Source organism: Clostridium sp. FP1, from assembly GCF_011065975.2.
Classification (GTDB): domain Bacteria; phylum Bacillota; class Clostridia; order Clostridiales; family Clostridiaceae; genus Clostridium_AD; species Clostridium_AD tagluense.
Genome location: NZ_JAAMNJ020000001.1, coordinates 1,845,794 through 1,861,342, shown reverse-complemented (window position 1 = coordinate 1,861,342; position 15,549 = coordinate 1,845,794). Strand labels below are relative to the sequence as shown.

At 32.0% G+C, this 15,549-nt stretch carries 11 protein-coding genes and 1 pseudogene; 1 reads left to right on the top strand and 11 read right to left on the bottom strand.

Annotated elements, in window-relative coordinates:
• Positions 1-19: 19 nt before the first annotated feature.
• From G9F70_RS08985 to G9F70_RS08960, 6 genes and pseudogenes are all read right to left on the bottom strand, one after another.
• Positions 20-1,388 (bottom strand): annotated as a pseudogene (locus G9F70_RS08985) (SpoVR family protein).
• 7 nt (positions 1,389-1,395) lie between these two features.
• A complete protein-coding gene (yhbH, locus tag G9F70_RS08980) occupies positions 1,396-2,568 on the bottom strand; it encodes a sporulation protein YhbH (protein ID WP_164946326.1) in 1,173 nt (390 codons plus the stop codon).
• 4 nt (positions 2,569-2,572) lie between these two features.
• Complete coding sequence (locus G9F70_RS08975; protein WP_164946327.1) at positions 2,573-4,495, bottom strand: PrkA family serine protein kinase; 1,923 nt, start codon at positions 4,493-4,495, stop codon at positions 2,573-2,575.
• 205 nt (positions 4,496-4,700) lie between these two features.
• Positions 4,701-6,386, bottom strand: coding sequence for a hypothetical protein (locus tag G9F70_RS08970; protein ID WP_164946328.1), 1,686 nt, complete (start codon positions 6,384-6,386; stop codon positions 4,701-4,703).
• A gap of 107 nt (positions 6,387-6,493) precedes the next feature.
• Positions 6,494-8,182 (bottom strand): PAS domain S-box protein, encoded by a 1,689-nt coding sequence (locus G9F70_RS08965; RefSeq protein WP_164946329.1) that lies wholly within the window; start codon positions 8,180-8,182, stop codon positions 6,494-6,496.
• Between the two features lie 198 nt (positions 8,183-8,380).
• Entirely contained in the window at positions 8,381-8,803 is a 423-nt protein-coding gene (locus tag G9F70_RS08960) for a bis(5'-nucleosyl)-tetraphosphatase (protein ID WP_164946330.1), read from the bottom strand.
• A 422-nt stretch (positions 8,804-9,225) separates the two neighbouring features.
• Here G9F70_RS08960 and G9F70_RS08955 point away from each other — a divergent pair, with 422 nt between their 5' ends.
• Positions 9,226-10,443, top strand: coding sequence for an alanyl-tRNA editing protein (locus G9F70_RS08955; RefSeq protein WP_164946331.1), 1,218 nt, complete (start codon positions 9,226-9,228; stop codon positions 10,441-10,443).
• 84 nt (positions 10,444-10,527) lie between these two features.
• On the opposite strand, the gene G9F70_RS08950 is transcribed toward G9F70_RS08955, so the two are convergent.
• The 5 genes from G9F70_RS08950 to thiD form a co-directional block, all read right to left on the bottom strand.
• Entirely contained in the window at positions 10,528-11,745 is a 1,218-nt protein-coding gene (locus tag G9F70_RS08950; RefSeq protein WP_164946332.1) for a 6-phosphofructokinase, read from the bottom strand.
• 238 nt (positions 11,746-11,983) lie between these two features.
• A complete protein-coding gene (gene thiE / locus G9F70_RS08945) occupies positions 11,984-12,610 on the bottom strand; it encodes a thiamine phosphate synthase (RefSeq protein ID WP_164946333.1) in 627 nt (208 codons plus the stop codon).
• Positions 12,600-13,436, bottom strand: coding sequence for a hydroxyethylthiazole kinase (gene thiM / locus G9F70_RS08940; RefSeq protein ID WP_164946334.1), 837 nt, complete (start codon positions 13,434-13,436; stop codon positions 12,600-12,602). The genes thiE and thiM overlap by 11 nt, the downstream gene beginning before the upstream one ends.
• The gene (gene cytX, locus G9F70_RS08935; protein WP_164946335.1) at positions 13,412-14,629 is read right to left on the bottom strand and encodes a putative hydroxymethylpyrimidine transporter CytX; all 1,218 of its coding nucleotides are present in this window, start codon (positions 14,627-14,629) and stop codon (positions 13,412-13,414) included. The genes thiM and cytX overlap by 25 nt, the downstream gene beginning before the upstream one ends.
• Positions 14,622-15,446: a bifunctional hydroxymethylpyrimidine kinase/phosphomethylpyrimidine kinase gene (thiD, locus tag G9F70_RS08930; RefSeq protein ID WP_164946336.1), complete on the bottom strand. Its 825-nt coding sequence runs from the start codon at positions 15,444-15,446 to the stop codon at positions 14,622-14,624. The genes cytX and thiD overlap by 8 nt, the downstream gene beginning before the upstream one ends.
• Positions 15,447-15,549: the final 103 nt, after the last annotated feature.

The window sequence follows — 15,549 nt, the reverse complement described above, 5'->3', positions numbered from 1 at the left end:
TCGTCCCAAACATAAAGTATTATTTTTTTATAGTTATCTTCTTATCCTCACATACAAAGATAATTTCCTTTCCAAGCTGCGTTGTTTTTAAAGTTACAGTATGGCCCCAATAACTCGTATATATATTTTAATGTAGCTTCTGCGTAGCTAATATTTAGTTCTCTTCCATCAAAAACATGCTCTAAGATTAGTGTTTTGTCCTTTTGTGACATTTCTGCTACTCGAATAAGTGGTACAGTACCTACGCCACAAGAACTACTTAAGATATTTCTAATATTTTTAAACCCACTATCATCAGCCACTTCACTAATTATATAATCCCCATTTTTAGCTGCATATTGGAATAAATTAAGCTCTACACATAGTTCCTGCGTTAAATACTTTCTTAAAAAGGATTCATCTCGTTCAAGAGCTCTAACTTCAAATATTTTCTCCTTGCCATATCTTTTTAAAATATCTTCAAATATCTTAAAGCCTATAAAATATGGGTTTATTGACTCATACCCAGGAGCTATAACATCATTATGCCTTTTAATGAATTCTAAATAAAGTCCGCCTGGTAAATCCAATTGTTTTAATATATTATAATGCCAAAAACTAGCCCAACCTTCATTCATTATTTTTGTTTCAATTTGAGGCAAGAAGTATGAAGTTTCTTGCCTTACAAATTCTAATAAACACTTTTCCCATTCCTCCATATCACCATATTTAATTATAAAATAAAGAAGATCATCCTCTGGCTCTATAGGTATTTTATTCAAATCGGGAAATGCTATCTTTACATAGACATCTAAGCTACTATGAACTTCATTATTATTTTTATAATCCTCTAAAAGTCTTTGCTTTAAAACCTCCCCTTGAATTCTTTTTTCCCCAATAACCCTAGAGGTTTGAAGCTTAATGGCATGAGCTGCATCTAATATTCTTTCTACCTTTTCATAGCCTATACTTGGATCATTTATATAACTTCTTACCATATCTGCATGAAATTTAAACATCTCCACAGTAGATGCAGCTCTAGTCCCATCTTTAAAAAGTCTATTATTTTTAAAAAAATCATTATGACCATAAACATGAGCTATAGTAAGTATCTGCAATAAAAGTGTGTTTTCTTTCATTAAATATGCAATACATGGATCTGAATTTATAACCATCTCATAAGGTAATCCAGTTAAATTATATTTATATACAGTGCTATTTTTTTCGTAGGATTTTCCAAAGCTCCAGTGAGGATACCTTGAAGGCATTCCAATATAAGCTTCGTAGGACAGCATATCCTTATACCCTATTATTTCAAATTCTTGAGGATAAAAATTGAGTCCTATATTTTCTGCAATACTCTCAATTCTTTCATTCCAATTTTCTAAATCCTTTAAGATATACTCCAAACTGCTGTCACCTCTCTCCTTCTTTTTTTAGCATGTATTTAAGACCTTTCCATAAATCTTGTTTTTGCTTTACTTCCACTGAAATAAAGTTTTTATTAACTACTTCTTTTTCAAAAATACTTTTCATAGAAGAATTATAGTATTTATTCATAAGCTCAACATACCCAAATAAATTGCACATGTCACAAATATTTTTGGCAGCCTTTATGGCTTTTTTATTATCTTCTTGCCAATTATCTCCATCACTAATGTAAAATACATATGCATTCCAATAATCCGGATTATATCTTTTATCAATTATTTCTAGTGCCATATTTAATCCACTAGAAATATACGTACCTCCTGATTCAACTTTATGAAAAAAATCATCTTCATTTACCTCTTTTGCAACAGTTGTATGTGCAATAAACTCAACCTCTACATTTGTATATTTTGATTTAATAAACTGAGATAGTATAAAGAAAAAGGAACGAGCTAAATATTTTTTTGTGCTATCCATTGACCCAGATACGTCCATTATACATAAAATTGCTGCGTTTGATTCTCTCTTTAATGCTTGCTTTACCCTATTATATCTTAAATCCTCATTTTTAAAGGGCAATCTTTCAATTTTGTCTTCCTGTGCTGACTCCACTCGTGCTTTGCTTTTCCCCTGTTGCCTTTTGATTTTCTCCACTACTGTTCTTTTTTTAGCAAGGCGCGGCTGAATACCATGTTTTTGATAGCCTGCTCTTTTACTACTATTCTCCGTTAAAATTTCCGAAAACTTTTTTTTATCTAGCTGGGGAAGTTCTAAATCTTCTAAAATGTAATTTAGTGCATCTTCTAAGGTTATTTCAGTTTCATAAATATCTTCTCCTTCATCATCACCTGCACTATTACCATTTTCCCCTTCCCCTTTAGCCTTTTCACTTCCTATGACTTGACCTCTTTTTTCAGTGCCATCTCCACTTCCCACACCACTCTTATTTTTACCAAAAATAAATTCATATTCTTTAAGTCCTTTTATTGGTATTTTAATCTTTTTATCCTTACTTTGGCCTATAATACTTTCTTCTGACAATATATCTCCTAAGTTTTCTTTAATAGATTTCTCAACAAGCTGACGATGGCGTCTTCTATCCTCTACTGCTCTATCATGATCTATGGGTGTTACGTTATAGTCTCTAAAAATTGCCATAGGACTAGTCCTTCCATAAATTATTAGCTGCATACTTCAGTATTACGTCACAACAATAATCGCAATATCCATTTGCCTTCATTTGTTCCACCATTACATTATATTTCTCATCTTGGTCCTTATCGCGAACTCTAGATCTAGTTACAATTCTTGAAAGCTCTTTTACTGAGCTTGTTAGCTTCTTTTCAATTGCTTCCTTTAAAGGCTCATAAGACTCATATTTGATTTTCCCACCATTTCTAACCACATAAAACATATAAGAAGTTACGTCACTTCTAAAACCCTTTGAAGAACTTTCCGATATTCCAATCTGCTCTTCTATTGATCGCATAAAGGATTCATCTGCGACAAGCTCCTCACCAGTAGATTTATCCTTTAATTTTGCTTTATTTACAAATGCTTCTGCATTATCAATATAGTTATCAAATAAACTTTCCGCTTGCTGCTTATAGCTGTGTATAAAGGCCTTAGTTACTTCTTTCTCCAATATTTTGTTGTATTCTTTTCTAATAGTATCCTGAACAAAGCCCATATATTTTTTCTTTTCATCCTCAGCAACGTCCATTTCCCTTACTGATTTAATTATACTTTCCATAATACCAAGTGGATTTATGCAATCAGATTCTGAATTTGAAATAGCATTATCAATAGCCTTTACTATAAATCTTGTGGAAATCCCATGCATCCCCTCATCAAGGCCTGCTTCTTCCCTGAGCTCACTAATATCCATTTTCTTAGTAGTTCCCTTTTCTACTATTTCTTCACCATTATAAATCTTTAACTTTGTTATAGGATCTACCTTGTTTGAAGGTTTAAACCTTGAAAGTAACGCGAACATTGCAGCAGTCTCAATGGTGTGTGGTGCTATATGGGGCTTAAAGTTACTCTTTTTAAGTATCTTTTCATAAATCTTAATTTCTTCATTTAACTCAAGGCAATAAGGAACTTCTATCTTTACAATTCTATCTAAAATAGCTTCATTGGTATGATCTGACTTAAATCTATTCCATTCAGCTTCATTAGAATGTGCAATAATTATACCATCAAAGTAAATCATAGCTCCCTTTCCTGGTGAAGGTATTGATTTTTCTTGAGTTGCAGTTATTATGGTATGAAGATATTCCACATCATTTTTAAATACTTCTATAAATTCTACTAGGCCTCTATTACCAACATTAAATGCTCCATTAAGAGAGAAAACCCTTGGATCATCCTCTGAATACATATCCATTTTAGATATATCAACAGATCCTGTCAAAATTGAAGTATCTTGATTATTGGGATCCACAGGTGGTACAACCCCTATACCTTTTCTTGATCTTATTGAAAAAGAAGTAGTTGTAACAGGAAATTTCTCGTATTCCCCATTGTATTCATGAAGTAATCTGTATTTACATTCCGGACAAAGATCCCCTTCAATTTCTACATTAAGCATTCTCTCAAAATCTCGCCTAAGATGTTTTGGTATTAAATGCAATGGTTCTTCATTCATAGGACATCCTTTTAAAATATATACTGGTTCCGTCTTTTCAAAGGCTTTCTTAAGTGCTTCTACCAGGGATGACTTCCCAGCTCCTACAGGTCCAGCTAAATATAATACCTGCCTAGATTCCTCCCCCTTCATAGATGCAGAATAAAAATAACTCACTATTTTCATAAGTACTTTATCAATTCCAAAAAAATCTTCTTTAAAAAAACCATATCTTTTTATCAGATCATTGCCATATATTTTTCTTGTTCTTGGATTTTCTTCAGGTCTTAGGATTTCAAAGCCCTCTTTTATTATTGTGTCATACATTCTCTTATGAGAAAGTTTAGCTTTATCAGGATCTTTGTTAATTATATCTAAATACTCAAGAAAGCTTCCTTCAAATTTATTCCTGATTTTAGCTTCTCTATCATTTTTAATTATTTTTTCAAATTCCATTTAATACCTCCTAAGATAGAATTATTTTTATTGTTATTAACTATATGCAAGGACAAACCTCCAACATGATTAATACCAAAAATAAAATGGTGCCATCCAAGTGGCAAGTGGCCTGTTACAAAAAAATAAAACTGCTATGATTGAAAAAATTTCAATCATAGCAGTTTTATTTATACCCTCAAATCTTATGCTATAGGTCACCTTCTTATTTAAGATTGCTATTTTTAAAGCCAACAGTGGAAACCACATTATTATCTTTAATATCAAGATATTTTATTTCTACTTCATCATTTTCATTGGTTAACACTATATCAATTCCTGCTGATTTAGTAACCATAAATATTGTATTGTTACCTACTAGTTTTACGTAGAAAATAGTATTTCCACTCTCTGTTACAGGGTTTATTCTTAAAACTTTCCCACGTATTGTCTTCTCCTGCGCCTTTACGCTATTTGCATTTTTGCTTGAATCATCTTTTGTCTTACCATAAGATATAGCATTCTTGAAACTTTCTATTGCTACCTCTTTAGATTCTTCAAGAACTACATAACTATTTTTAGCAGCTACAATTCCTATTTTTACTATAGCTCCATCGTTTTTGTTAACTACAGGCACAACCCAAGCCTCCGAACCAAAGATATTGTAAAATAGTGGTTGAACTGGAGCCCAATTAGCTTTATTTGCGCCAAGAGCTTTGTCAACTGCATTCATTGCACCTTTTCCATTTATATAACCTGGGGTTTTATAATAAATCATTTCTCCACTTCTCATATCCATTAGAGAATATCCTGTCATAGTAGTTGAATCATTAGATGTATTAGTGTGATCCGTAAACCACTTCATTCTACCATCAGTATCAATTACCCCTGTAACTTCTTTAGAGTTAACCACAAGCCCTTGAACCTGTGTTTCCCCTTGCCAAGCTGTAGGTACATGAACTCCTTTTTTAGATATAAATTTATTTAAAAGTCCATTTTGATAAGTTCCATAGTATTCATTATATAATTCACAGACATCCGATGGATGAATCTCATCAACCCATCCCGGGACTTTATCTACACTATAATCTACAACTTTACCATCTTTAAAAGAATAAAGTAGAACACCATCAATTACTGGAAATTCCCTTCCAAATTTATAATGACCATAGCTACCTACATAGTGTGGATTATTAACATCATCAAGCTCTACATTAGCCTGAAAAAGTATTGATGATGGTTTTTGCTGTCTTAAATACCTTTTTAAATCTTTTCCTAGCAAAAGTGATTGTGCTATTTTTGATGGTACACTAATCACTTTTGCTTCTTCAGGCTTTTCTGCGGAAACATATATTGCCCCGGGAATTTCACTATTTGTAATAGCTCTAAAAATTCCATCCACCTCTATAGGTGCAACATAGCAAGCTCCTTTCTCCGTCATAGTAACTCCTAGCTGACCTATGCTATAAATACTTGGGTTTGGAAGAGTTCCAAGCATCTTTTGCATTTCATAATAGGCAGTCTCTGGTGATATAACTATTATGTGTCCTGCATCAGCCTTTGATATACCCTCACTACTTTCCTTTACTGGTACTGCCTTTGCAAGCGTGCTAGCTCCTGCAGTAATAAAGGGATACAAATTATATCCAATACTCAAAAGAAAGAATATACACATTGCACCGGCAAATTTGCCCTTATTCTTGTCCTTTGACCCTAATGATATGCTCATCTGAAAAATAGCTGGTACCCAAAGCGTTGCCATGATAAAGTAAATACTTCTATCAACGCATACTACATAATATAAAAACCAACTAAAAATAAGACCCATTACTCCTCTTGCAATCTGCTCACTTATATGTTCTTTTTTTATACTTGGCTTTAAAAATAGCAGTATCATTATAATATAATACATAGGACTCCCCCCAAAATATCTTTTTATACATTATACAGCAATATTTCAGCTTATATAAGCATTAGTTCCAAATAATTTTTGTGTGATAACCATATTATTCTACTACTCTAAAAATATATATCAGAAAACTCAATGTTTATTTTTTCAATATTACTATTGGCATTGAAATTGTTATTTACGTACACTGCTTCATTATCTGGCAACTGTTTTACAGGAAGTTCAAATCTAAATTCGCTTCCTATATTAATCTCGCTTTCTAAAAATACTTTACCACCGTGCATTTCTACTAAAGCCTTAACTAAGGATAATCCTATGCCACTACCTTCTTTATTTCTAGTCAAGGATTTGTCAACTTGAATAAACCTTTCAAAAATTAATTGTTGCTTTTCTTTAGGTATTCCGATGCCTGTATCCTTAACAGCAATAACCACATTATCTTTTCCGTCAAAGATATTTACTGAAATATTCCCTCCTGGATTTGTAAATTTTATTGCATTTGAAATGAGATTTAAAATTATTCTTTCTATTTTATCTTTATCACAAGCTATTATTTTTTCTTCCATTTCTGTATCGAATAAAAGTGATATTTCCTTATTCTCAACATACTCAGCTACAGACAAAGTTATTTCTTCTACAACACTAACAATATTGCAATTACTTAAATGAATTTCAAAATAGCCTGCATCTATTTTTGTTACATCAATTAAGTTATTAATCAATCTTACTAATCTATAACAATTCTGCTTCATAGTTTTTAAATATCCTCTGCTTTTTTTCTCATTTTCATTAAATAGTTCCTTGAATTTTAGATCCATAAGCTGGAGCGTCCCTAAAATAACATTGATTGGTGTTCTTAATTCATGAGATATATTAGCAAAAAAATCCGTTCTGAATCTATCATATTCTATTGCTTGATTCAAAAATCGTGTCTTTTCCTCGTTTTTTTTCATAGCTTCTTCATCTTCGATACGCTTAGTAATGTCTCTTGATGATAAAATTAATCCAACAACTTTATTATTATCCTCTAACATTGTGCTAAATGAAACATCTAACCAAACAATACGTTTATCTACATGTATGCCTCTAAATTGAAGTTTTTGATTTAGAGTTGTGCTAATTAATTTTTTAATTCCACTTTCCACATTTTTTTTATCATCTATATGAATAAAATCAAAAAAGTTCCTTCCAATCACATTCTCCACTCCATATCCAAGAATATCATTTTTAGCAGGTGTAACATATTTAATTGTTCCATCTATATCTATCTTTGCAATCATATCTGAGATATTTTCAGTTATCTCTCTTAATAGTGCTTCATTCTCCCTTAGCTCTCGCTCTATGCTTTTTCTTTTATTAATATTGCGTACAACTACTAAAATTGAAGATTTGTCCCCATACTTAAAAAGAGATGTTCCAATTTCTACATCTATAACTGTACCATCATTAGAAATAAATCTTTCTTCAATAAATGGTGCAATAATTCCACCTTCATATAATGTATTTATTCTGCTGGTAGCAATATTAATATAATCAGGATGAACAAAATTCATAACATTTCTCCCAATTAGATCTTTAGTATTGAACAAGCTTTCCGTTGCAGGATTGGCTAAGACTATTTTCCCATCACAATGAACAAATATAGCATCAGGTGATAATTTAAATAACCTTTTATATACCTGTTCACTTTCCATTAATTCATTTTCTCTTAATTTACTTTTATCTATCTGAATTTTATCCTCTAATATACTTGCCCCTTCTATTTCTTGTAATAAGTTAACATTAATATCTTCACTCATGTTAATCCCCCTTTAGAACTCCACTGAAGTACTGTAGAACTTATACTCATACTAAATTTTTTTCAGAACATTTTTAAACTATTATATTCTACAAAATATGGTATAAACCTCTTTTTTTGTATTTTTTTATGGTTTATATGTCAGAAACTAATTAATTACAAAATTAATAAAAAAAATCCAATGAAATAATAATTTATTTCATTGGATTTTAACTGTTTCAATAATAAATTGTCTGGCTTGTTCCAAAACTTCCTTACTACTTTTATAAGATAATAGTTGTTTTGTATGCTGAAAGCTTGACCACTTATAATCCGCTACTTCTTCTACTTGGATATGAACAATCTGATTTTGGACCTCAGCTAAAAAATATACAACTTCTTTCCTGGTCTCTTGTTTTATTAAATAATCTACAGATACTCTAAATCCATTAATTATAGTAACCAGAAGTCCAGTCTCCTCAGAAACCTCTCTTACTGCCGTTTCTTCTTCACATTCATTTTCTTCCATATGTCCCTTAGGAAAACCCCAGTGTCCATCATTTCTGTGACTAATAGTTAAAAACTCTAAATTTCCATCTATCATTCTATAAATTACAGAACCACAAGACTTCTCAAAATTCATAATAACCCCTCCACACATTTTTTTCTAATTATTATCTCATTTACTAATAGTAAGATTACATTAATGATAATCTTCAGCAACATATTAATATATATACATATATTAATACTTTTATAATCATTTGTATACTTTATATAGAATCCACATCTATATCTTTTAAAATCTTAGTATCTTCTCATTAATATTTTTATGGTACAATATAGAATGTACTCATTCTATATTGTTAACGCACTCCCATTTTAAAGCTGGGAGCTTCTTCTGTAGTCCCCACTAAGGGGATTAAATCATCATCTGCGATGCTGCAGTATTACAGACTTGATTTTTTATAAAGTCTTAAAATTTCCCATAGATTAAAAACATATCATATATTTATGCACACATAGTTACTATGCAACATAGTTATTAAAAGGAGATGCTTAACTTTGGAAAAATTATATTATGAAAATACATATCAAACAGAATTTACAGCTGAAGTAATAAATGTAATAGAAAAAGAAAAAGAGTATCATATTGAACTAGACAAAACCTGTTTTTACCCTGAAAGCGGTGGCCAACCCTGTGATACTGGAAATATAAATGGTACTGCAGTAACCTATGTTTATGAAAAAGATGAAAAAATATATCATGTAGTTGCAGTTAAACCACTGAAAATTCACAAGGTTAAATGTAGTATAGACTTCCATAGAAGATACGACTATATGCAACAACACCTAGGTCAGCATATCCTTTCTGCTTGTCTTGCTGATTTATTTAATGCATCTACCATTGGTTTTCACCTTGGAACGGATTCTACAACAATCGATATTGATAAAATTATTATAGGTGATGAAATTAAAGCCTCCGAAACAAAGGCTAATAAAATAGTTTTAGACAATATTTCGATAGAAGTACTGTATCCAAGCAATTCTGAATTAAAAAAATTAACAATAAAAAAAATCCCAGTAAAAGCTGGCGAAAAAATTAGAATAGTTAAGATAGGCGATATTGATGTAAATCCTTGCTGTGGAATACATCCTAGTTCAACTATTGAGGTACAATTAATTAAGGTTATAAAATTTGAAAAATACAAGAATGGTATGAGAATTGAATTTTTATGTGGTTCAAGAGCAGTTTCTGATTATATTTCAAAACATGAGGCCATAGATAAAATGTCTAAACTTTTATCCTGCAATAGTTCTACTCTCTTATCCGAAGTAGATAGGCTCTCTTATGAACTTAATAAGGCCCTTAGTGAAAAAAGCACATTAAAAGCAATAGTTGCACAGTATGAAGTTCAAAATATGTTAGAATCCGCTACAAAAATAAAAGACATTAAGGTGCTTAAATGCATTTATGATAACGGTGATTTAAAATACACTAATACCTTAGCAACAAAATTAGTATCCTCACCAAAGGTTGTAGTTTTATTTGGAGTAAAATCTGTTGATAAAGCAAATCTTTTATTTATGTGTTCAAAGGATTTAAATATGATTAGCATGAACGCCCTTCTTAAGGATGCCATAACCCTTATAGATGGTAAAGGCGGTGGAAGTGACCTTTCTGCGCAAGGTGGAGGAAGAAATAATAATAATTTAGATTCTGCGCTAGATTACGCCTTAAGTAAGGTTAAAGATCATATAACCTTGAGTTCTAAAGTTTAAAACATTTACTCCGTAGATTTCAGTAATAAGTCAAAATGCTAATGTATTTTGACTTATTATTATTAAACCATCTAAATTCCAGCCCTATTTATATAAAATTTTCGGTATTTTAGGTGCTCTAAGTCTGTGTGCATAATGCATGTCTGAACCTAATAACGGCCTTGCATAATTTAAAAATGCCTCAGTTACATTATTGCATGCACTATTAATAAAATCATCAGGCATTACTTTTGTTTTTCCTGCTACTGCGTCTAATTGCGTGAGTCTATAATCTACAGAATAATGGCCTGTCCTATGTATAGTAATAGATCCATCCACATTATCCCACAATGCAAACTGTGCAGCTTTTTCTCCTACTTCGCGAGCTTCATTTCTATCTACATCTGACACGCACCCCATAAAGCATCTTTGTGGATATCCCAAGGTATCGGATCTAACTCTTTTAATATTTAAATTATCTCTGATATATTTACATAAAAGATCCCCTAAGGCTCCTGTTCCTGATAGTTGTATATTTCCATGAGCATCTTTTTCTACTTTCTCCATAAGGCTCGTAATGATTGGCACTCCTTTTTCATCTTGAATACCTTCTGATACAGCTATTACACATCTTCCATGTTTATCATAAACATTTTTTATATCAACTAAAAATTGCTCAATGCTAAAGATTTTTTCTGGCAAATATACTAAATGTGGACCATCATCTTCGTACTTTTTAGCTAGGGCTGATGCAGCTGCTAAAAATCCTGCATGACGCCCCATTACTACCCCTATATAGATGCCTGGCAATGCTCTATTATCAAGATTGGATCCAATAAAAGCATTGGTTATATATTTAGCGGCAGATCCGTATCCAGGAGTATGATCATTAATCATAAGGTCATTGTCTATGGTTTTTGGAATATGAATTGCTCTTAGTTCATAATTTGAAATTTTAGCCTGTTGATTTACTATTCTAACGGTGTCTGCCGAATCATTTCCCCCAATATAAAAGAAATATCTTATATCATGGGCTTTAAGCACAGTGAATATCTCCTTACAATATTTTTCATCTGGCTTGTCTCTTGTAGATAAAAGTGCGGAGGAGGGAGTCATCGCAACCTGCTCTAGATTATGAGTTGTTTCACGAGTTAAATCGTAAAAATTCTCATTAACTATTCCATTTACTCCACTTATAGCACCATAGACTTTTGTTACCTGCGCAAATTTTCTTGCTTCTAGCACTGCGCCAACTAGGGATTGATTAATAACAGCGGTTGGACCTCCACCCTGTGCAATTAAAACCTTACCTGGAAATATCATATTGAACACTCCTTATAATTTTGTCATTTCTTTACACTATATGTATTACTAAATCATAAAAACATTATAAAAAGCCCAATGTGATTATTCATCATACTGGGCTAACTTACTTTAGTGTTTTTAGACTTCTTATAAATAAAGCACTAATATTGTAATAATCAAATTAATTTCTAAATAGATTATAATTTGTTTTTACATATATTACAACAACTATTTTGAATTTTCAAAATCTTCGCTTTTATGCTCTAAATAAATCCCCTAATTTTTCTGCTGCTATCTTTACAGATTTTTTGGAAAGTATAGCCGAAACTACTGCTATACCATCAATATTTGCTGGCTTTAATAATGATACATTTTTTTCACTAATTCCACCTATAGCAACTACAGGAATAGAAATACCTTCCTTTATTTCTTTTAAGCAGGCTACAGAAACCGCACTTGCATCATCTTTAGTAGTTGTAGGGAACATAGCCCCCACCCCTACATATTCCGCACCTTGTCTTTCGGCCTTTTTAGCTTCTTCAAGGGTTGATGTAGAAACACCTATTATTTTATTATTGCCTAGTATACGCCTTGCAATATCTGCTGGCATATCGCTTTGACCCAGGTGGACCCCTGCAGCATCTATTGCCAGGGCAATATCAAGTCTATCATTAATTATTAGTGGGACTTTGTATTTATCTGTAATGCATTTTATTTTTACTGCAATGTTATAGAATTCTAAAGTACCTACCTTCTTTTCTCTAATCTGAACTAATGTAACTCCGCCTTTTATAGCCTCCTCTACATCAGTATATATATCTGTATTTACTATAACATCCCTATCTGTAACAAGATAAAGGCTATAATCTATATTATTCTTCATTTATTTTGCTCCTTTCTATTATTTCAATTTGAGATAAGTTATAAATAGCATCTAGTATTTTTACTTTTAAAGTTCCTGTGCCACCGTTAATTTTATCTAAACCTTCATAGGCTATTTCTCCTGCAATACCCATAGAAACAATTCCTGATAAAGCTGCTAGAAGATTGTTATCTCCTGCTCCTAAATAACAACCAATAAGTGAAGTGCACATACATCCCGTGCCCGTAACCTTAGCCATTATTTTATGCCCATTTGATGCGGTGTAAAGAGTTTTACCATCTGTTATTATGTCTACCACTCCAGTTATAGCCACCACTGTATTTAATTTACTCGCAAGTGCTCTTGCCATTTCTTTTTCTTCTATAAGCTCATTGCCATTTTCAGAAACACTTTCTGAAGAGTCTACACCTTTTGTTTTAGAATTAACACCATAGATTGTTTTTATTTCCGATAAATTCCCTCTAATAACCGCTAATTTTACTTCGTCTATAATCCTTTTAGCGGTCTCTGTTCTATAGGATGTTGCCCCTGCTCCAACAGGATCTAAAATAACAGGTATATTTAACTCATTTGCTCTTTTTCCTGCCTGAATCATAGATTGTACACTTGAAGAGTTTAAGGTTCCTATATTTATTACAAGTGAAGAGGAAAGAGATACCATATCAGAAACCTCATTAATATCCTCCGCCATAACTGGCGACCCACCAATAGCAAGGGTAATATTAGCACAATCATTAACCGTAACATAATTTGTTATATGATGTACCAAGGGATTTTTTTCTTTTATACTATTTAATAATTCTATGATTTTTTTATTAATTTCCATTTATACGTCCACCTCCAAGTTATTGCATAGATAAATCCTGTAATAATCATAACTGGTACTGTAGCTCCCAGTAGCAAATCTTTTTTTATAAAAACATAATAAAGTACTATTCCTATAATCCATACAATGATAGCTCCCCAATTGATAAGGACACTATCTTGTAGCTTTGTATTTTTCTTTATTATAAAATAGTCAGTAATTAAAATTGCAAATAAGGGTGCAAATACTGACCCTATAGCATATAAAAAGCTTTGGTAATTTTCTATAGGAAGTATTACAGCCACTAAGGTACCAATAATAGCCATAACAATACCAACTTTTTTTTCACTGAGCTTTGGCATAATATTTAAAAAAGAAACTCCTGCTGAATACACATCTAAAAATGTAGTGGTTACTGTGGAAAGTACCACTATGCCTAAAGCAGTAATTCCTAAATTTACAGCAAGCATAATAGCTGAAGGGTCTGAATTATTTGAAACTATAGCAGCTCCTAGGCCTATAATAAACATCCATGAACTTCCTAAAAAATAACCTATAAAACTTCCATAGGCTCCTCCCTTTTCACTTTTTGCAAATCTAGTGTAATCTGCAATTAAAGGTAACCAAGAAAGCGGCATAATTATACTGAGTTCTAATGCTCCACCAAAGGATATCCCTGAACTACTCGCCTTTGCATATAATGTTTTATCCCTTAAAATAATTGATCCTAGAACCAAAGTAAGTATAAAAAGCAAAAATACGGCTGTAGTATTTAATTTTTTCATACCTGCATTACCAAAACTAAGCCACAATATTGTAAGTATTCCAATAAGCACTATGCATACTAAAACATTATTGAAGCTCCATAAACTTTGTGTTATTAAGTTTACAGAACTGGCTGCTACCTTTATCATAACTGCCGTCCAACCAATTAACTGAAGTATATTTAAAATAGAAAATAAATATGTACCATATACTCCAAAAGAAATACCGGTAGAAGTTATGGCTGGCACTTTTTCTCTAGTACCGATTATACCACCTAGCATCAATATTCCTGTGCCAATCAAGTGTCCTAGTAAAATTACTACCACTCCTATTTTAAATCCTAAGGGTGCAATGAATCCTCCCGTAAGAATTTCAGCAACAGAAACCGCAGCTCCAAACCATAAAAATAAAAAGGTCCAAAATCCTAGTTTTTCACTATCCTTAATCATTTGCTATACCTGCTTTCTTATATAATTCATAAAAGTGATTAGTAGGTCCAACTCCATATCCAATATCTAAGGAATGCTTTATAGCAGTAGTTATGTATTCTTTTGAATTTTTTATTGCGTCTTTCATACTAAAACCCAACGCTAAATTTGCAGCTATAGCAGAAGACAGCGTACATCCCGTTCCATGAGTGTTTTTTGTAGAGATTCTTTCGGATTTAAAATGTGTAATTTCCTTCCCATCATAAAATACATCTATGGCATCTCCCTCTATATGGCCTCCCTTTAAAAGCACACTTTTACAGCCTAACTTGTATATTTCTTTTGCTGCCCTTTCCATATCTTCCACTGTTTCAATACTTGTAATCTCTGAATGTACTTCGCCAAGAATTTCCACGACCTCTGGAACATTAGGGGTTATAAGTGATGCTAATGGAATTAAATTCTTAATAAGTGCGGTTTTTGACTCTGGCTTTAATAGTGAATAACCACTTTTTGAAATCATTACAGGATCCAGTACTATGTTTTTAGGTTTGTACTGTTGTAATTTTTCACTTATGGCATCAATAGTTGAAATCACAGACACCATACCAATTTTAACTGCATCTACAGTTATATCTGTAAAAATCGCATCAATTTGTGCCACAATAATTTCTTTTTCTAAATCTTGCACTGCAAAAACTCCCATGGTATTCTGCGCCGTTATTGCTGTAATAACGGTCATTCCATAAACCCCATTGGCACTAAAACTCTTTAAATCTGCTTGCACTCCTGCTCCTCCTGAGCTGTCAGAACCCGCTATAGTCAAAACTTTTTTCATTTCAATTTCCTCCTATTTGTTATACATTTTAAACATTTTTATTTCAATTAGTTATTTTTACTCACAACAAAAAAACACAAACCCATAGGATTTGTGTTTAAAT